Genomic DNA, 19,658 nt, shown 5'->3' with positions numbered 1-19,658 from the left:
GAGGAATCGAATTGGACTTTGGAAGATTGATTACAGCAATGGTCACTCCGTTCAATGAACAAGGAGAGATTCATTGGGAGGAAACGGCACGTCTAATCGACTATCTGATTGTAGATCAAAAGTCGGAGACGCTCGTAGTTTCCGGAACAACAGGGGAGTCTCCAACACTTAGTGATACTGAGAAAGTTCAATTATTCGAATTTGCAGTGAAACATGCAGCCGGCCGGTGCAAAATTATAGCCGGAACGGGAAGCAATAACACGGCACATTCCATCCATTTGACACAGGAAGCTGAACGTGCCGGAGTGGATGGCATATTGTTGGTTGTTCCGTATTACAACAAACCAAGCCAAGAAGGGTTGTTCAGACATTTTGAAGCGATTGCTGGCTCTACCAAGCTGCCAATTATGCTGTACAACGTGCCTGGGCGTACAGTAACCAGCCTGTCAGCAGCAACTACGCTTCGTCTTGCAGAGATCCCGAATATCGTCGCTACGAAGGAATGTGCGTCTACGGAGCAGGTTACGCTGATTGCAGCAAGTGCTCCAGAACATTTCAGAGTCTATTCCGGTGACGATGCTTCAGGCTTGCCGGCGATTGCGGTTGGAGCACATGGAATTGTCAGCGTGGCGAGTCATGTCGTAGGGGCAGAAATGAAGAAAATGATTGACGCCTTCTATGGCGGTGCACCTCTTCAGGCCGCTCAGATTCATCAACAGCTGTTCCCTGTGTTCAAAGGCCTGTTCGAGTGTCCACAGCCTCTACCGAACCCGGTAGCGGTAAAATATGCACTGACATTGCGTGGTTTGAACGTTGGCTCTGTACGTTTGCCTCTTATTCCGCCAACGGAAGAGGAGCAGGTGTATATCAAAGGTCTGCTTAATTTGTAATCATTTTGGTTGTATATGGAACTATTTTATTAATCATGGGAATATCTTCAGATTAGGAAAAGAACCGCTCCTCTTCATAGAGGCAGCGGTTCTTTTTTTACGAGTAATGTGAGGTTTCTTTTCCATTGCTAAGGGGAAACCTACAGGTTAACGAGAGAGTGACTTGTTTTTTTTGTTTTTAATCATGTATAATGATGTCAAGTGACTGGGTGCGGTATTTTTTTGAAATTGAAAGCGACATCGTTTCGTGGTGTGGCTTTGCGGTGAAAAAGGAAGGAACGGCTAAGAGGGAATTTTCAACTCCAACTTGTTGGTAAAAGGGAATAACTTCGAAGAACTTCTTCCAAATATCGTGAATAAAGGTGTTCTTTTGCATTCATCCCGATAGGTGGGTATGTGATGTATGGACTACTTTTCTTAACTTACAATAAATAATAAGGTACGACGTCCAACTACCATAGGAGGTTTAGATTCATTTGTCTAAGAAAAATAATAACGATAAACTGATGATTTTTGCTTTGGGCGGCGTAGGCGAGATTGGTAAAAACATGTACGTCATCCAATACGCCAACGACATTGTAGTCGTAGATGCTGGTCTGAAATTCCCTGAAGAAGATATGCTTGGTATTGATATTGTCATCCCTGACATTTCTTACCTGACTGAGAACCGTGACAAAGTAAGAGGAATTATCCTTACTCACGGACATGAGGATCACATTGGTGGTCTGCCATATGTTCTTAAACATCTGAATGTTCCTGTATACGGAACAAGACTTACGCTTGGACTTGTAGAGAACAAGTTGAAAGAAGCGAATTTGCTAGGTGAAACAAAACGTATTCTGATTGATGCGGATTCCGAGATTCAACTTGGAACTGCATTGAAAGCTTCGTTCTTCGCTACTAATCATAGTATTCCGGATTCTGTTGGTGTATGTGTCGAAACACCGGAAGGTGCAGTTGTTCACACAGGTGACTTCAAATTCGACCACACGCCAGTCAATGGTCAATATGCAGATCTTCAGCGTATGGCACAGATCGGAACAAATGGCGTGCTTGCGCTGTTGTCTGACAGTACGAACGCTGAGAAACCTGGATTCACACCATCGGAGAAAAATGTGGGTATCGTTCTGGAAGATATCTTCCGTAAAGCAAGTCAACGTGTTGTCGTAGCGACATTTGCTTCCAACGTACACCGTATCCAACAGGTGATCAATGCAGCAGAAGTGACTGGACGTAAAGTTGCAGTTATTGGACGCAGCATGGTGAATGTGGTGGGTATTGCTTCTGAACTGGGTTACCTTGAGATTCCGGATGGCATGATCATTGAACCTGAAGAAGTAGGCAAGATGGCTGCAGATCGTGTCGTGATTCTCTGCACAGGAAGTCAAGGAGAGCCAATGTCAGCACTGACACGTATGGCTCGTTCCACGCACCGTAAAGTGGACATCCTGCCAGGCGACACTGTCATTATCGCGGCAACACCGGTTCCAGGTAACGAAAAATATGTAGGCCGTACGATTGATGAACTGTTCCGTCTGGGCGCTAACGTGCATTACAGCGGTGCTAACAGTGGTGTTCACGTATCTGGTCACGGTAGCCAGGAAGAGTTGAAACTGATGCTCAACCTGATGAAACCGAAATTCTTCTTGCCAATTCACGGTGAATTCCGTATGCAGCGTCGCCACGCGGTTCTTGCTGAATCTGTAGGCGTTGAACCGGAAAACATTTTCATCACGGACATCGGTGAAGTGATTGAAATTCAAGGTGGAGCAGCACGTAGAGCAGGTAAAGTCACTGCAGGTAACGTATTGATCGACGGCTTGGGTGTAGGCGATGTGGGTAACATTGTACTGCGTGACCGCAAATTGTTGTCACAAGATGGTATCCTTGTTGTCGTGGTTACACTGAGCAAACAGGATGGAAAAATTGTTTCCGGTCCTGACATCATCTCTCGCGGATTTGTGTATGTACGTGAATCGGAAGGACTTCTTGATGAGGCCAACCGGATCGTTAGTAGCACATTGCAGAAGTTGATGAGTGAGAACGTTAACGAGTGGGCTTCACTCAAAACAAATGTTAAAGATGCTTTGGGACGCTTCCTGTATGAGCAAACTCGTCGTAGACCGATGATTTTGCCAATCATTATGGAAGTTTAAAATAGGCTAAACAAAACATATATTCAGGCACACAGTCGCCCCTTCTCTACGAGTAATATTGGACGGTTCCTCGTAGAGAAGGGGCTTTTTTTGCGTTTTTCAGGAAGATCAGCAATATGGTCAATATGTAAGCAATTTGGATGTAGCGGGTATAAGGCGGCTGGAAAAATCCCCATACTAAGGAATACATTAAATGTTTCTGGAGAAGGGGATTAATGAAATGAATGAACGTATGAATGGCAAGCAGGCGTCAAAATCCAATCAACCGGAAGTTGAAGCGCCAGAGATTCCGATTCAAGAGGACAAGAACATCTCGCCCGTGACAGAGACGATTCAGCAATTCGGGCAGACACAGTCGCCGGCAGGTGAATCAAATATTTTCTGTATGACCATTATTGGACAGGTCGAAGGGCATCTGATATTGCCGCCACAAAATAAAACAACAAAGTATGAGCATATCATTCCACAGCTGGTGGCTGCAGAGCAGAATCAGCGTATTGAAGGTATACTGATCATTTTGAACACGGTAGGTGGAGATGTAGAGGCCGGTCTGGCCATTGCAGAGATGATTGCTTCTCTAAGCAAACCTACGGTCACTGTGGTCATTGGAGGCGGACATAGCATTGGAGTGCCGATTGCTGTAGCTTCAACGTATTCCCTGATTGCCGGAAGTGCAACGATGACAATCCATCCCATACGGATGAACGGCCTTGTCATAGGTGTACCTCAGACGTTTGAGTATATGGAGAAAATGCAGGAGCGGGTTGTACGGTTCGTGACGTCTCATTCGAATATCTCGGAAGAGATGTTCAAAGAACTGATGTTTAAGACCGGTGAGTTGAACCGGGACATCGGCACAGCTGTAGGAAGCGCGGATGCAGTGAAATATGGATTGATGGATGCGGTAGGCGGAATTGGGCAAGCCATTGCTCAGTTAAATCAGCTCATAGGAGACAAGAGACAGACGCTGCAAGCGGGAGGTTATACCCAATGACGTTATATACAGTGATGCCCCCTGAACAACTCTGGTCAGGAATGTGGAAAGAGGGCGAAGATACAAGAGAAATCAAGATGAATGGTTTATTAATGCAGGTGAGGCCTGTAAATGACAATGAAGCCGTTATTGTACGTTTGCTGGATTGTCCACTCGAAGCCTATCTTAATCCTGCCAATATGCCCGGTTCGACCATTCCGCTTTCGGGTAACTTGGGATCAGCATAACGCGACGAATTCAGACAAATTGAGCAGAAAAAGAACATATGTACGGATTATATTTGTATGGTATAATATTCTTCTGGGGGTGACCTGATTTTGGCCAGAAGAATAAAGAGGAAAAAAAAGGGCGCTGGTTTTAGTGGCGTTTTAAAATATGAAATTTACGGAATTGTGCTTATTACCCTTGCTGTCATAGCATTATCGGGTGAAGCCACCGTTGGACGTTCGCTTTCCAAGATGTTCGGACTGATGCTTGGTAAGTTTTATTTTGCGATTCCGCTTGTTGGTATTTATTATGGTCTCATGGTGATGATTCACCGGAAATGGCCGAGTGGCTGGACCACACGCAAAACAGGACTGGTATTGCTGGTCTTTGCCTTAACCCTGATGAGTACCGTCTCCGCAATGCACCAGAAGCTCATTCCGGTTGGTGCGCTTGAGCCTGGTGCTGTGATTACACAGGTACATAATGATATGCAAACCGAGTTATTAACCCCTGTTGTACCAGGGGAGAGGGACTCCATGCTTAACAAGGATATCAGCGGTGGTTATCTCGGAGCTGGGCAATTCGCTCTTTTCCTGTGGCTGTTCGGCAGTCTGGGTGCGAGACTCATCATGATTGTCATGTTTGTCATCAGTTTTATGTTGATTACGAGTCTATCTTATGTGGATCTGATTCGAATATTCCGAACCAAGGTCTGGGATGCCGGGAGTTCGATGTACAAGAAGATGGAATCGCGGTCTTCTGCACGATCAGCTGTAACTTCTGATGGAAGGAAAAAAGGTAACGCTCGTAAAGTGGTACCTGTTCCTGTTGAAGATGATGAAGACGAGTACGAGGATGAATTAGAGGAACAACATTTGCCAAAACGAAAAGCCCCAATATTCTTTCAGCTTTTTGGAAAATGGGGAGCTAATCGAGAGCAAGAGACATCAGGACGTGAAATGGATGAGGTCGATTCAGTTGAAACAGAACAGATTGTATACCGCGCCGAGCAAGATCACAATGTAGAGACGTGGCAGGATGCAACCGAAGACGTAGCGAACAAATCAGCTTCATCACATGTTCCGGTTCAGGCCAAACCTAACTCAGCGCCGATCATTCGAGACTTTTTTGAGCATGTCAGAGCCGAAGATGCAGGCATTGAAGATGATTTGGACGATGCTTATCCTTTCCCTGATGATCTCGCTGATCCAAAAGTAGTTCAACAGGGCGAACATGACATTAAAATAACGGATGAACTGGTAGAGACAGAGTGGTCAGCATCCGGTGCAGGTATGGACGAGCTAAATGCTGAGGATGGGCATCAGAGTGGAGAAGAAGTGCCTAATGATGCAATGTTGGGAGCAGATACTCCAACTCCTGAAGGGGAGGACACGCAACCAGTGAAACCACCGCCCCCTCCTCCGAAGCCGTACAAGCTGCCATCCTTCCGTCTTCTTGCCAAGCCTAACAATGCGGGTAAGGCAGGCGACCAGAAGGATTATATGCAGACAGCGCGTAAGCTGGAAGCTACACTGGAAAGCTTCGGTGTTCGTGCCAAAGTACTTGAAGTGGTTCGGGGTCCTGCTGTTACAAGATATGAAATTCAGCCTGATATCGGTGTCAAGGTCAGCAGAATTGTCAGTCTGACTGATGACATTGCGTTGGCTCTGGCTGCAAAAGATATTCGGATGGAAGCGCCGATTCCCGGGAAGTCCGCTATAGGTATCGAGGTTCCTAATGGCGAGGTGTCGGTTGTAACGATGCGTGAAGTAATGGAGACGGCAACATTCCAGGATGCAGAATCCAAAGTGACCATTGCATTTGGCCGGGACATCTCCGGACAGACAATCATTGGTAACTTGGCTCGCATGCCCCATTTGCTGGTCGCGGGTGCGACAGGTTCCGGTAAGTCTGTGTGTATTAACGGAATTATTACCAGCATATTGTACAAAGCAAAGCCGGATGAAGTGAAGTTCCTGATGGTCGATCCCAAGATGGTTGAGTTGAACGTATATAACGGCATTCCTCATCTGATGGCGCCAGTTGTAACTGATCCCAAACGAGCGTCACTTGCTCTCAAAAAGATTGTGGTCGAGATGGAGAAACGATATGAACTGTTCTCCAAATCAGGTACACGTAACGTCGAGGGTTACAACAATCTGATGAAAGACAATCCTGCGGCTGTTCTGCCTTATATTGTTGTCATTGTGGATGAGCTTGCAGATCTCATGATGGTTGCAGCCGGAGATGTCGAGGATGCCATTGCAAGACTCGCTCAGATGGCTCGTGCAGCCGGAATCCATCTGATTATTGCCACCCAACGTCCGTCTGTTGACGTTATTACCGGGGTAATCAAGGCTAACATTCCATCTCGAATTGCCTTCGGCGTATCTTCACAAGTGGATTCCCGAACGATTCTGGATATGGGTGGGGCTGAGAAGCTGTTGGGTCGTGGAGACATGTTGTTCATGCCTATGGGTGCATCCAAACCGGTTCGTGTACAAGGTGCCTTTATGAGCGATGAAGAAGTCGAGAATATTGTAAACTATGTACGGGGTCAAGGTGAAGCGCAGTATGATGAGTCCATTGTACCTGAAGTGGATGATTCCATTCAGGCGGCAGATGAAGTACAGGATGAGTTATATGAGCAAGCGGTACAGATTATTTTGGAGGCAAAACAAGCGTCAGTCTCCCTATTGCAACGTCGTATGCGGGTTGGTTACACACGTGCAGCGCGTTTAATTGACTCCATGGAAGCCCGGGGGGTCATCGGTCCTTACGAGGGTAGCAAACCACGGGAAGTGCTGGTATCGCTTGAACAGTATCAACAGAATAAAATAAGCTCATAGTGACTTGGAGCATCGGTCGTTTAAGCCCTCAACCTATTGGTTGGGGGCTTTTTGTATACTCTGCAGACTGAAGTTTTGCCATCTACTCCAAAGATCGGATGATTTGGTGCATAGGAAACAAGCAGGCTTGTCATAATAACCTTAGCGATTCTGTTAATCCCACAAGAGAAAGGTAGAGCACAGTCGATGCGAAAAATGAACCTATGGCTTTTCACTGCTATTTTGCTGATATCCGCATTGGGAATCCGTTATTTGCTTCCTGGGAATACAGCAACGGAAAGTTCAGCCGAGCGTACACCGCAGGTAGAAGAAAAGGCCTTGCCTACGTTTAGCAGCAATACAGTGAAATATGGAAGTTACGGTCAGGATGTATATGAACTTCAGGGACGTCTGAAGTATCTGGGATTTTACAATGGTAAAATCGACAGTAATTTTGGCAGCAGCACATTGAAATCCGTCAAATGGTTTCAATCCGAGTTTGGCATGAAGGCAGATGGTGTGGTTGGAGCTGAAACCAAGCTCAAGCTGTACAATGCGTCAACCAAATGGTCGCCAACAGAACCGCCGCTACACAAGGAATCCTCTGGTGGGGGTGGAGGAAGCAACAACAATACGGCAGATAAAGAGCAAGACAATATGGGATCTGCCAATGCACTCGGTCTCTCCGAGAATGAACTCAAGATTATGGCTAACGCCGTATATGGTGAAGCCCGGGGTGAACCGTTTGAAGGTCAAGTCGCAGTAGCGGCAGTTATTCTGAATCGCGTAAAATCCCCAAGCTTTCCGAGTACACCCTCAGGGGTAATTTTTCAACCCGGTGCATTTACAGCTGTAGCGGACGGACAGATCTATCTAGAACCAAACGCACAAGCCAAGAAGGCAGTTGAGCAGGCCCTGAATGGCTGGGACCCATCTGGTGGTTGTCTCTATTATTTTAATCCCAAGACAGCAACATCCAAATGGATCTGGACCCGTCCACAGGTGAAAACAATCGGGCAGCATATTTTTTGTATGTGATGATGTTGGAAGCAACCAGAAGGCGTGACTTCGGTTGCTTCTTGCCTTTTGAATGGGTTAAAATGGTTGTTACATTTAGCGTAATACGATTGCATGACAAATGACGCCGTAAAGGGGTTTTGACATTTGAATACATCAGGATTCGAACGAGGCAGCAAGAGAGAGTTTCGTATACATGTGCTTCCGACTAAACGTTTCAAAACGTTTGCTATATCGCTATATGCAGGCGTTCCCTTACGAGAAAATACAGTAACCAAAGTAGCGCTGACACCTTTTGTACTACGACGCGGGACGGAGTCCTATCCGGAAACAACGCAATTTCGTGAACAGCTGGAGCATCTGTATGGAGCCGGTTTTGGTTTTGACGTCTATAAACGCGGGGATTATCAGATAGTACAGTTTCGGATGGATACCATTAATGACTCCTTTGTTGGAGGCGATGAGCAGCTGCTGGATCGGTCATTTGCCTTCCTGGGAGAGGTTCTTACCCGACCTGCACAGGAGAATGGACATTTCAGGACGTCGTATGTACAAGCAGAGCGAGAGACGGTTCGGAAAAAGCTGGAGTCCATCGTAAATGATAAAATGCGGTATGCCGCTGAACGCAGTATCGAGGAAATGTGCAAGAACGAGCCGTACCGTCTTCACCCCCTGGGTGAGCGAAAGGATCTGCCCGGGATTGAGCCTGACACACTGACTGCGTCTTATCAGGAGTGGCTTCAACAGGCGAGTATGGATCTGTATGTGGTAGGGGATACGACACTGGAAGAGGTGGAGAACCTTGTTCAACGTCATTTCAATGTAGATCGAACCTCCTCCTCCGATTACCAGGCACAGGCGGCAGTTCGAGGAGATAAGGAAGTAGAGACCGTTGTTGAGCGACTGAATGTGAGTCAGGGAAAACTCAATATGGGACTCCGTACATCGATTACTTATGGAGATCCTCAGTATGCAGCGGCACTCATGTACAACGGGATTCTCGGTGGGTATCCTCATTCCAAACTGTTTGTTAATGTTCGTGAAAAAGAAAGCCTGGCGTATTACGCTTCTTCGCGATATGACGGACATAAGGGCATTGCCACGATTCAATCCGGAATTGAAATCCCTAATTATGAGAAGGCTGTCACGATCATCAAGCAGCAGCTGGAAGAAATGAAAAGCGGTACAATCAGTGATCTGGAAATGTCCCAGACCAAAGCAATGATCCGTAACCTGCTTAAGGAGATGCAGGATTCTGCTTTTGAGATGATCGCTTATGATTTCAATCGACAGTTGTCTGGCAAAGAGAGAACGGCTGAAGAACTGCTAGCTCAGGTAGAACATATTAGCAAGGAAGATGTTCGTGAGGCGGCAGAACAGTTCCGTCTGGATACGATTTATTTCTTGCGGGACGAGAAGGAGGAATAGTCGGTGGAGAGCATTCGGTATGAACATTTGCAGGAGACACTATATTACGAAGTAATGGATAACGGACTGCATGTCTATATTTTGCCTAAACCGGGATTCCAGAAAACGTATGCTACGTTTGCAACCAAGTATGGATCGGTGGATAATCATTTTCAGGTTGAGGGACAGGAAGCAGTCAAGGTTCCGGATGGAATTGCCCATTTTCTGGAACACAAAATGTTTGAAGAACCCACAGGCGATATTTTTGCAACATTTGCGTCTCACGGTGCCTCAGCTAACGCATTTACGAGCTTCGATCAGACGGTTTATTTGTTTTCAGCGACCGAATATGTGAATGAAAATATACAAACATTAGTTGACTTTGTGCAAAATCCTTACTTCACGGATCAAAATGTGGAAAAGGAAAAAGGCATTATTGGGCAGGAAATTGACATGTATGCTGACAATCCGGATTGGCGAGTTTATTTTGGATTGATTGAGGCCATGTATCAGAAACATCCGGTGCATATCGATATTGCAGGAACGGTGGAATCCATTCGTACGATTACCAAAGAGATGTTGTATGAGTGCTATAACACCTTCTATCACCCCAGTAATATGCTCTTATTCGTGGTAGGTGGTGTAGATCCACAGGAAGTGATTGATATGGTTCGTTCGAACCAAGAACAGAAGGATTATAAGCCACAGGGGAGTATCGAACGTTTCTTCGAACCGGAGCCAGAGCAAGTAGGAGAAGCCAGACGGGAAGCAAAACTGGCTGTTTCACTGCCAAAATGTCTCTTTGGATTCAAGGAGACGGACATTGGACTTACTGGAGAAAAATTGTTGCGGCGGGATATGACAACGCAGCTGATGATGGATCTTTTGTTTGGTTCAAGCACACGATTATTTCAGAAGCTCTATGATGAAGATCTGATCTCGGACAGCTTTGGACATGAGTATAACAGTTCGCCGCAATATGCGTTTTCAGCTATTGGTGGTGACACGAAAGATCCGGATCAACTGCTGGCACGTATACGTGAAGAAGTGGATGCCATTGTAGAAAAGGGGTTCGAATCCACGGATTTTGAACGTGCACGCAAAAAGAAAATAGGCGGATATTTGCGTATGCTCAATTCTCCGGAGAACATTGCGCATGAATTTACACGTCAGCAATTCCGTGGCGGTGATTTCTTCAATATGCTTCCGCTCTATGAATCGATTACACTGGAAGATGTAAATTTCAGACTGAGAGAGCATATTCGCTGGGATCAACTGGCTGTATCGCTAGTCGTGAGTCCTTGATATGGAGAGGGGAACAGGACAATTGAAGGCAATTGGGGAAATGACTGTACTGGTGACTGGAGCAAGCGGTGGCATCGGAGCCGCTATCGCAGAACGTTTCGCCAGAGTGGGAATGAATGTTGTTATACACTATATGAAATCGCATGAGGCAGCGAATGAAGCTGCCAGACGGTGCATGGAACAGGGCAGTGGGAGAATCATGACGGTGTCTGCGGATCTTCGCAGCCGGGAACAGATTGAACGTATGCGTGAGAAGCTGGAGTCACACAATCTCATGCCAGATATCCTCGTGAACAATGCAGGAATCTCGCACTATGGGATGTTGTCTGATGTTACAGAGGAGATCTGGGATGAAGTGATGGCCATTAATCTCAAAGGCACGTTTATGTGTACACAGGAAATGATGCCTCACATGATCTCCCAAAGGTATGGTCGAATCATTAATGTATCGTCGATCTGGGGGCTGTCTGGTGCCTCTTGCGAGGTGCTGTATTCCACAACCAAGGGCGGGGTGAATGCATTCACCAAGGCACTTGCAAAAGAACTCGCACCTTCCGGAGTAACCGTAAATGCTGTGGCTCCTGGCGCCGTTCAGACATCCATGTTGAACCATCTGGATCAGAGTGAACTGAAGATGCTGGAAGAGGAAATTCCGGCAGGAAGACTTGCTCAACCTGATGAAATCTCATCACTGGTTTATTTTCTCGCCCTCCCTGAATCGGGGTATATCAATGGGCAGATTATCAGTCCAAATGGCGGTTGGTTAACGTAAGCAGCAAGTAAACTTGAGTGGCTATGAACGAAACAAGTGAAGGTTGGCCGAGAAGCATCCGTCTTCCGGATTATTTTCAAAATGCTCGTATATAAAATGCTTCGAAAGCACATATTACAACTGTTGATTTTAAATCTCATGCGTCATCTAAGGAGGATTTATCATGTCAACAGAAAAAACAGTGCTCTCCAGCTTTGACACATGGAAGAAGTTCCTGGGTGACCGCGTACTGCAAGCAGAGAAGATGGGGATGAGTGAAGAAACCATCAACAAACTTGCGTATGAAATCGGCGATTTCCTTGATGAGAAAGTCGATCCGGCGAACCATTCCAACCGGGCATTGAAAGAGTTATGGGATGTCGGCGATGCAGATGAGCGTCGTACGATCGCGTGCCTGATGGTCAAATTGGCCAAACAAAACGCATAAGATTACAGATGAAGAGCTCCCGCAAGGGGGCTTTTCTCTAATGATTACAAACGGATTACAGAGCTGTTCTTGTAATTCATTTTCATTTTATATATCATTAACGTGACCCATTTTTAGAAGATGTCTCAGTTTGCTGTCCAGTGGACACGTTCTGTTGCTGTCGAATAATGTGGAATAATGCATTACGGGGTGTTGAAATGGAATCTAAACAATGGTACATGGAATATAAAATACATAAGAACAGACCCGGTTTGTTAGGCGATATTGCCTCTATGCTGGGGATGCTTGAAGTGAATATATTGACCATTAACGGTGTGGAAGGCAAAACGCGAGGTATGCTGCTTGAATCGGATGATGATGAGAAAATCCGTTTGCTTGGTGAAATGCTTGGCAAAGTCAACAGCATCACCGTATCGGCTTTGCGTCAACCTAAATTGGTGGATATTTTGGCTGTGCGTCATGGCAGATATATTGACCGTGACTCGGATGATCGCAAGACATTTCGTTTCACACGAGATGAACTTGGGTTACTTGTGGACTTTTTGGGTGAAGTATTTAAGAGGGAAGGCAATCAGGTCATCGGTTTGCGCGGAATGCCTCGTGTTGGTAAAACGGAGTCCATTATTGCGGGCAGCGTATGTGCGATGAAGCGATGGACTTTTGTTTCCTCCACACTTCTTCGTCAGACGATAAGAAGTCAAATGTCCGAAGACGAATTGAACCCGAACAATGTTTTCATCATTGATGGAATTGTAAGTACGATTCGTTCCAGTGAGCGGCATTACAATTTGTTGCAGGATATTATGTCGATGCCAAGTACAAAGGTTATCGAACATCCGGATATTTTTGTGCAGGAATCCGAATATGATTTTAATGATTTTGATATTATTATTGAATTGCGCAATATTCCAAATGAAGAAATTATTTATGATACGTTTACGGCAAGCTATACCGACGAACTATAAGGCTCCGTACGGAATCATGGAATAGATTAGCAACAACTCATGAGATAAACATAAGGAGGAGATGGCATGTCTGAACTGGGTCAGCAGTTAAGAGAGGCCCGGCTGCAAAAAGGGATGAGTCTTGACGATGTACAGGAAATGACAAAAATTCGCAAGAGGTATCTGGAGGCCATAGAAGCAGGAGACTATAAAGTGCTGCCGGGTAGCTTCTATGTGCGTGCTTTCATTAAAACCTATGCGGAGACCGTTGGACTGAACCCTGATGAGCTGCTGGAGGGACACAAAAAAGACGTACCGGCAGAAGAGGCGGAAGCAACGATGGAACCGGTAATACAGAAGCGTTCCAGCCGTCCGGTTGAGCGTAGTAATCGATGGATGTCTGTCGCACTGATGTGGACATTCCCTGTTTTGATCGTAGTACTGTTGTATGTATACGTGGTGTATAACAATGGTGATGAAACGGATAATCAAGGACTTGATTCGGTCAAAATTACAGACAGTCAACAACAGCCTGAAGATAAACCGGATCAGCCTGCCGATAACGGACAGGCATCTAATCCGCCTGCAACAGACTCAGGCACTGATGGTAAGGGTGAAGGCGACGCTGGCGGTAACGGTGGCGGAACGGACACGGAAGGACAGACGGATGGTCAAACTGATGGTCAAACTGATGGCCAAACAGACGGTCAGACGGGAGAAAATCAGGAAGAACCGACAGATAATTCATCGTCTGCTGTAACGGTTGCAGAAGATGGGAAGTCAGGCAATATTACGAACTTCAAAGTTAACGGAAGTACAGGCAAACCTGTAACGGTTACGATCAAAGCCACAGGTCATAGCTGGCTGGAAGTATACAAGGGCGAGAACTCCAGCGGAGAGAAGTTGGAGTATGGTAACACAGCCGAAGGCGACAGCTATACTTTTGAGCTGGATAGTGCAGGCATGTACATTAAGTCCGGTTACGCTGCAGCGACCACGATTGAGGTTGGCGGGCAAGTTGTAACGGATGGTAAGGCAACCAATCGGATCCGTTTGAAGCTTGGTGAAGACACTGGCAATACTGCTACTTCCACAGGTGCTGAAAATGGTTCAACGGACAGTACAGAGGGTACCACTGGTAGCGAATAACCCGGTCAACTGCAGGAGACAATAACTGTGTCTTAACTTGCAGTTAACTTTTGGTGAAGTGAGGTGGATGGCTGTGACAGTCAGCTGGATCGTAACGGGTTTAGGGATCATTGTCAGCCTCCTGGGTTATTATCTGACTCCAAGTGCTTGGGGTTACGGAATATTGGGGTTTGGACTTGCACATGTGCTTTTGGGTGTGCTCGATATGTTCAGACAGCCCAACCGCAGCCGCTATTAGTTGGAAGCTGGACCAGTAAGCATTTTTGGCAGCCACTTCAGGTGGAAGCCAAAAATGCTTTTTTCTTTGTATAGAACATCTTGAAATTAGACTTTTGCTTGGGGTATCCTCTATAATGTTACAGAACATATGATTAACTGAAAGGGTGACTGTTTTGAGTTCAGAAAATTCATTTGATATCGTGTCCAAAATGGACTTGCAGGAACTGACAAATGCTGTTACACAAACCGAGAAGGAAATTGGCACTCGTTATGACTTCAAGGGCAGCAAGAGCAGCCTGAAACTGGATAAGGATGCGTTAACAATCGTATCTGATGATGAGACCAAACTTAAGGCTGTCATTGACGTACTTCAATCCAAAATGGCGAAGCGTGGTCTACCATTGAAAAACATTGATTACGCAAAGGTAGAGCCAGCATCTTCTGGTACTGTCCGCCAGCGCTTGAATTTTAAACAGGGGATTGATCAGGACATCGCCAAAAAAATCAATATTCTGATTCGGGATTCCAAGTTGAAAGTGAAGAGTCAGATTCAGGGAGACCAGCTACGGGTAACGGGTAAGAGTAAAAATGATTTGCAAGCAGTCATGCAGCTGTTAAATGGTGCCAACCTGCCTCTGGATTTGCAATATACAAATTTCAAGTAATAAGACCTTCTTGTAGCAGAAGTGTTTTTTGACATGGTATTAGGCGTATATTATACTAAGTGTGCATTGCTGGCAGTCATGCATCAAGTCCAGTCCTCATCGTTTGCTGACTTTGTGAAAAGCAGTACATCTTCTGGAAGTCACCGGAACGTTTAAAGCGGTTTTGCTTTTGAGCGGTTGACTTTATTTTTTGCGTTTCTACATAGTGGGATCATGTTAATATGGATTGACATTGAAACTGTACATTTCATGTTCCGGATGATGATAACGGGATTATGATGATTGTTTGGAGTAATGGAGGATATGAGGGAGGGCGTCTTGTGAATTTACCCAACCGGATTACGCTTGCACGAATTTGCTTAATCCCTTTTTTGATGGTGTTCCTGCTCGTGGATTTTCCATTTTATCCAGAGCCGTTGCAGCTTGGAAGCTTTTCGCTTCCGTATAATCAACTGATTGCTGCTGTTATTTTTATCATCGCCGCAAGCACAGATGGAATCGACGGATACCTTGCGCGGAAAAATAACATGGTTACCAATCTGGGAAAACTGCTTGATCCGCTCGCAGACAAGCTGTTGGTTACTGCAGTTTTGATCTCGCTCGTGGAGATGGGCAAGCTGGATTCTTGGATTGCAGTGGTTATTATTAGTCGTGAATTTGCAGTTACCGGCTTGCGCCAAATCGCATTGCTGGATGGTTCGGTTGTTGCTGCGAGTGCCTGGGGCAAGCTGAAGACGGTAGTGCAGATTGTGGCAATTGTGTTGTTGCTGTTGAACAATTTCCCGTTCTCATACACGGGTATTCACGTCGATATTATCGCAGTATGGGCAGCAGCGCTTATTACCATCTGGTCGGGTATCGATTACTTTATCAAAAACAAAAACCTGCTTCATTTAACAAAAGCATAATAGTTGGTTCTAAAAATGGGTAATCATGAAGGAAGCATTGGGTCAGGGGCAATAGGAAATTATCCTATTGCCCTTTGATCACTCACCACATGTACAGGAGGATGCTCAATGAAGGCAGAAATCATTGCAGTTGGCACAGAGCTACTGCTTGGACAAATCGTCAATACCAATGCCAGATACCTATCCCGTGAATTGGCTGCGATGGGGATCGATGTATATTTCCAAACGGTGGTTGGGGATAACCTGAACCGACTTAGTGAAGCTATTCGCATTGCACAGGGCCGTGCTGACGTTATTTTATTTTCCGGTGGCATCGGACCCACTCAAGATGATCTGACCAAGGATGCGCTCGCAGCTGTTCTTAACCGAAAACTGCATACGGATCGAATGGCGATGGATAAAATTGAGAGCTTTTTCAGAGATCGTAATGTGGACATGACAGAGAATAACCGACGTCAGGCAATTGTTATTGAGGGTGGGACACCTCTGGCCAATGAAACGGGTCTTGCGGCAGGAAATGCGATTTCTGATAATGATAAACATTATGTTGTGATGCCTGGACCACCCAAAGAGCTAATTCCAATGTTCGAACAGGAAGTCAAGCCTTGGCTGTTCCAGCATGTGCTTACAGAAGAAATGCCGATCTATTCCCGAATGCTCAAATTCGCAGGTATCGGTGAATCTGCTCTGGAGGATCGACTGCTGGATCTGATTGACGCGCAGACAGACCCTACAATTGCTCCTTACGCGAGCGAAGGCGAAGTTACGGTACGTGTCTCCACTAAGGCTGCGAGTGAAGGAGAGGCGAAGCTGAAGCTGGATGCGATGGAGGTTCAGATTCGGGAGCGTTTGACAGAACATCTCTACGCGAATGAGGATGTGCCTATAGAGTACACAATTGTAACCATGATGTCTGACATGGGGCTGACGCTTAGCGCTGCTGAGAGCTGTACAGGAGGTCTTGTCATGCAAAGTTTGACTTCTGTACCGGGAAGTGCCTCAATGCTCAAAGGTGGAATCGTATGTTACTCCAATGAGATTAAGGAAAAGCTGCTGAATGTGCCTCATGATTATCTGGAAGGTGAAGATGCACCTGGAGCGGTAAGTCCTGAGGTTGCAAAAGTGCTTGCTGAGCAGATTCGCATGATTGGCGATGCTGATTTTGGCTTGGCTGTTACCGGTGTAGCTGGACCGGGATATTCGGAACGCAAGCCACCCGGACTTGTCTTCATCGCTCTGGCTGAACGTGGAAAAGAGACGGAAATTCATGAGCTGCGTATTAATGGTAATCGCGAGACTGTCCGCATTCGTTCAGCCAAAGCGATTCTCTATCGCCTATGGCAAAAACTTGTGGCGATGGATTGATTAGTTAATAGCTTCGATTGCATTTGAAGCTCTAAAGAAGTATAATTAAGGAAGACGGAAGAACCGCAGAATTAGGCTTTACAGCCTTGTTTACGGTTCTTTTTTCTGTTTAATGGAAAGTTTCTTTGAGGAAGAGGCGCCTCGGCCTTTACAAAAAAAAACGAATGTATGTTCGAAAAAAAGCTTGGCAAACGTGTTAAAACAAGGTATCATTATCTTATAAACAGTAAAGGGTGTGAGCTTATTGTCAGACCGTCGTGCCGCGCTTGATATGGCGCTCCGTCAAATAGAGAAGCAATTTGGTAAAGGATCCATCATGAAACTGGGTGAGTCCACTCATATGAATGTGGAAATTATTCCCAGTGGTTCCTTGGCTTTGGATATTGCATTAGGAACAGGCGGCTTGCCTAAAGGCCGTATTGTTGAAATATATGGACCTGAATCTTCAGGTAAAACAACTGTCGCATTGCATGCGATTGCTGAAGTACAACGTGTTGGTGGACAAGCAGCCTTTATCGATGCTGAGCATGCTCTTGATCCTCAATATGCAAGTAAATTGGGCGTTAACATTGACGAATTGCTTCTATCTCAGCCAGATACGGGTGAGCAAGGGCTGGAAATTGCAGAAGCTCTTGTACGCAGTGGTGCAGTAGATATCGTCGTTATTGACTCTGTAGCTGCATTGGTTCCAAAAGCAGAGATTGAAGGCGAAATGGGTGATTCACACGTTGGTTTGCAAGCGCGTTTGATGTCTCAGGCGTTGCGTAAATTGTCTGGTGCAATCAGCAAATCCAAAACAATCGCAATCTTCATCAACCAGCTTCGTGAGAAAGTCGGCGTTATGTTTGGTAACCCGGAAACAACACCTGGGGGTCGTGCTCTGAAGTTTTATTCTACGGTACGTCTGGATGTACGTCGTATTGAGAGTATCAAATCAGGCAATGACATGATTGGTAACCGTACTCGTATTAAAGTTGTGAAAAACAAAGTGGCACCTCCGTTTAAACAAGCGGAAGTGGATATCATGTATGGTGAGGGTATTTCGAGAGAAGGCAGTATCATTGATATTGGTACTGAGCTGGACATCGTTAATAAAAGTGGTGCTTGGTACTCTTACGAAGGTGAGCGTTTAGGACAAGGCCGTGAGAACGCGAAGCAGTTCATGAAAGAGCATAAAGATATTGCTGAAATCATTGAACAAAAAATTCGGGTAGCTAGTAACTTGACTACCGCAGTTCCTGCGCCAACAAGTGAAGAGCAACAAAAAGAAGCAGAAGAAGAACAAGAATTGTTTGAAATCAACGAGTAATCTCTCAAAGCCTCCCTTACTGGGAGGCCCTGAGGGTGTTTCCCACTGGGCTCCATAAACTTATCTGATTGAGCTTGGATCAATCTGGATAAGTTGATTGTAGTGGGACTGCTCTTGCTGTCCAACAGCCCCTGTCCCAGTGGACAGGGGCTGTTGGCACGCTACTGTGTAGATAAAGGCCGGGCTGAGTTCCCGGCCTTTTGTATTAGCATTCTTTATGTGAAGATGTGCTTGACGTAGTCAGAATAAAAATGATGTGAAAGGGGAGACCTGAATGGATCAACATGACGAGGATTTATATGAAGAAGCAGAACAGGATGGCCTATCCCAATTTCCGGACAACGAAGAACTTATAATTACGCGTGTAGAACGGACAAAGCACAGGCAAGCTCGTTATCGAATCTCTTTTGGCATCCACTCCATAACGGTTCTTGAAGATGTAATGATTAAATACAGGATGACTCAAGGCAATACGTTTATGAAGAAGGATCTGGAAGAAATCATTGTAGCTGACGAGCGACAGCGGACGTATACACAGTCTCTACGTTTTTTGGAGCATAAGCCGCGTACACGACATGAATTAAGTCAGAAACTTCGTCAAAAAGAGTTTGCTGCACCTTTAATTGAAGAGACGCTGGATCGACTTGAGCGCGAGAATTTGGTGGATGATGACCTATTTGCGAAGGAATGGACAAGACAGCGTATGGAGGGCAAGCGGAAGGGAAAACTGTGGATAAGGCAAGAGCTCCGTCAAAAGGGCATTGCCAATGATCTTATTGTTGAAGCGCTGGAAGGTGTCAGTGCGGATGCGGAATTTGAGACTGCATTGAGTGCCGGACGAAAAAAATGGAATCAGGTCAAAGGGGACGTCAAAGAGAAGAAAAATAAAACGCTTCCCTTCTTAATGAGACGTGGTTTTTCAATGGATATGGTGCGCCGGGTCGTGAATTGTTTAATTGAAGAAGATGAGGCTGAAGACGCCGAAGATGACGAAGCGTTGTTATGGGATTAGCAGACTAGAGTCTCTATACTGCATTCTCTTGACAATTTCTTTCGTCAAATACTAAAATGGACATGAGTCTGTAAGAAATGGACA

Annotated in this window: 18 protein-coding genes; all 18 read left to right on the top strand. The window is 45.7% G+C overall.

Going from position 1 to position 19,658, the window contains the following annotated elements:
• The first annotated feature begins 11 nt into the window (after positions 1 to 11).
• The 18 genes from dapA (at position 12) to ACX9NY_RS12105 (ending at position 19,574) form a co-directional block, all read left to right on the top strand.
• Entirely contained in the window at positions 12 to 890 is an 879-nt protein-coding gene (gene dapA / locus ACX9NY_RS12190) for a 4-hydroxy-tetrahydrodipicolinate synthase (RefSeq protein ID WP_339241657.1), read from the top strand.
• A gap of 476 nt (positions 891 to 1,366) precedes the next feature.
• Entirely contained in the window at positions 1,367 to 3,046 is a 1,680-nt protein-coding gene (locus ACX9NY_RS12185; RefSeq protein ID WP_062833839.1) for a ribonuclease J, read from the top strand.
• A gap of 220 nt (positions 3,047 to 3,266) precedes the next feature.
• On the top strand, positions 3,267 to 4,040 hold the full coding sequence (locus ACX9NY_RS12180; protein WP_339241658.1) for a ClpP family protease: 774 nt from the start codon (positions 3,267 to 3,269) through the stop codon (positions 4,038 to 4,040).
• Positions 4,037 to 4,267, top strand: coding sequence for a YlzJ-like family protein (locus ACX9NY_RS12175; RefSeq protein ID WP_036609282.1), 231 nt, complete (start codon positions 4,037 to 4,039; stop codon positions 4,265 to 4,267). Before ACX9NY_RS12180 ends, ACX9NY_RS12175 begins: the two co-directional genes overlap by 4 nt.
• Before the next feature lie 90 nt (positions 4,268 to 4,357).
• Positions 4,358 to 7,096 (top strand): FtsK/SpoIIIE family DNA translocase, encoded by a 2,739-nt coding sequence (locus tag ACX9NY_RS12170; RefSeq protein WP_472478709.1) that lies wholly within the window; start codon positions 4,358 to 4,360, stop codon positions 7,094 to 7,096.
• A gap of 186 nt (positions 7,097 to 7,282) precedes the next feature.
• A complete protein-coding gene (gene sleB / locus ACX9NY_RS12165; protein ID WP_339260469.1) occupies positions 7,283 to 8,113 on the top strand; it encodes a spore cortex-lytic enzyme in 831 nt (276 codons plus the stop codon).
• 126 nt (positions 8,114 to 8,239) lie between these two features.
• Positions 8,240 to 9,520 (top strand): EF-P 5-aminopentanol modification-associated protein YfmF, encoded by a 1,281-nt coding sequence (gene yfmF, locus ACX9NY_RS12160; protein WP_472478708.1) that lies wholly within the window; start codon positions 8,240 to 8,242, stop codon positions 9,518 to 9,520.
• A 3-nt stretch (positions 9,521 to 9,523) separates the two neighbouring features.
• Complete coding sequence (yfmH, locus tag ACX9NY_RS12155) at positions 9,524 to 10,804, top strand: EF-P 5-aminopentanol modification-associated protein YfmH (RefSeq protein ID WP_472478707.1); 1,281 nt, start codon at positions 9,524 to 9,526, stop codon at positions 10,802 to 10,804.
• A 1-nt stretch (position 10,805) separates the two neighbouring features.
• A complete protein-coding gene (ymfI, locus tag ACX9NY_RS12150) occupies positions 10,806 to 11,576 on the top strand; it encodes an elongation factor P 5-aminopentanone reductase (RefSeq protein WP_253433898.1) in 771 nt (256 codons plus the stop codon).
• Positions 11,577 to 11,739: 163 nt separating this feature from the next.
• Complete coding sequence (locus tag ACX9NY_RS12145; RefSeq protein ID WP_017689119.1) at positions 11,740 to 12,003, top strand: DUF3243 domain-containing protein; 264 nt, start codon at positions 11,740 to 11,742, stop codon at positions 12,001 to 12,003.
• Between the two features lie 197 nt (positions 12,004 to 12,200).
• Positions 12,201 to 12,968 (top strand): DUF3388 domain-containing protein, encoded by a 768-nt coding sequence (locus ACX9NY_RS12140; protein WP_036609270.1) that lies wholly within the window; start codon positions 12,201 to 12,203, stop codon positions 12,966 to 12,968.
• Between the two features lie 66 nt (positions 12,969 to 13,034).
• Complete coding sequence (locus ACX9NY_RS12135) at positions 13,035 to 14,096, top strand: helix-turn-helix domain-containing protein (protein WP_472478706.1); 1,062 nt, start codon at positions 13,035 to 13,037, stop codon at positions 14,094 to 14,096.
• 73 nt (positions 14,097 to 14,169) lie between these two features.
• Positions 14,170 to 14,334 (top strand): hypothetical protein, encoded by a 165-nt coding sequence (locus ACX9NY_RS12130; protein ID WP_167350848.1) that lies wholly within the window; start codon positions 14,170 to 14,172, stop codon positions 14,332 to 14,334.
• 154 nt (positions 14,335 to 14,488) lie between these two features.
• Positions 14,489 to 14,980 (top strand): YajQ family cyclic di-GMP-binding protein, encoded by a 492-nt coding sequence (locus ACX9NY_RS12125; RefSeq protein WP_253433904.1) that lies wholly within the window; start codon positions 14,489 to 14,491, stop codon positions 14,978 to 14,980.
• Positions 14,981 to 15,300: 320 nt separating this feature from the next.
• Entirely contained in the window at positions 15,301 to 15,888 is a 588-nt protein-coding gene (gene pgsA / locus ACX9NY_RS12120) for a CDP-diacylglycerol--glycerol-3-phosphate 3-phosphatidyltransferase (RefSeq protein ID WP_062833849.1), read from the top strand.
• 108 nt (positions 15,889 to 15,996) lie between these two features.
• On the top strand, positions 15,997 to 17,253 hold the full coding sequence (locus tag ACX9NY_RS12115) for a competence/damage-inducible protein A (RefSeq protein WP_339302956.1): 1,257 nt from the start codon (positions 15,997 to 15,999) through the stop codon (positions 17,251 to 17,253).
• A gap of 244 nt (positions 17,254 to 17,497) precedes the next feature.
• Positions 17,498 to 18,562, top strand: coding sequence for a recombinase RecA (gene recA, locus ACX9NY_RS12110; protein ID WP_062833851.1), 1,065 nt, complete (start codon positions 17,498 to 17,500; stop codon positions 18,560 to 18,562).
• 274 nt (positions 18,563 to 18,836) lie between these two features.
• On the top strand, positions 18,837 to 19,574 hold the full coding sequence (locus ACX9NY_RS12105) for a regulatory protein RecX (RefSeq protein WP_339241674.1): 738 nt from the start codon (positions 18,837 to 18,839) through the stop codon (positions 19,572 to 19,574).
• The last annotated feature ends 84 nt before the right edge of the window (positions 19,575 to 19,658 follow it).

The organism is Paenibacillus sp. CB74 (assembly GCF_055687625.1).
The sequence above is the reverse complement of the archived record's forward strand: the minus strand, read 5'-3'. Positions and strand labels throughout refer to the sequence as shown.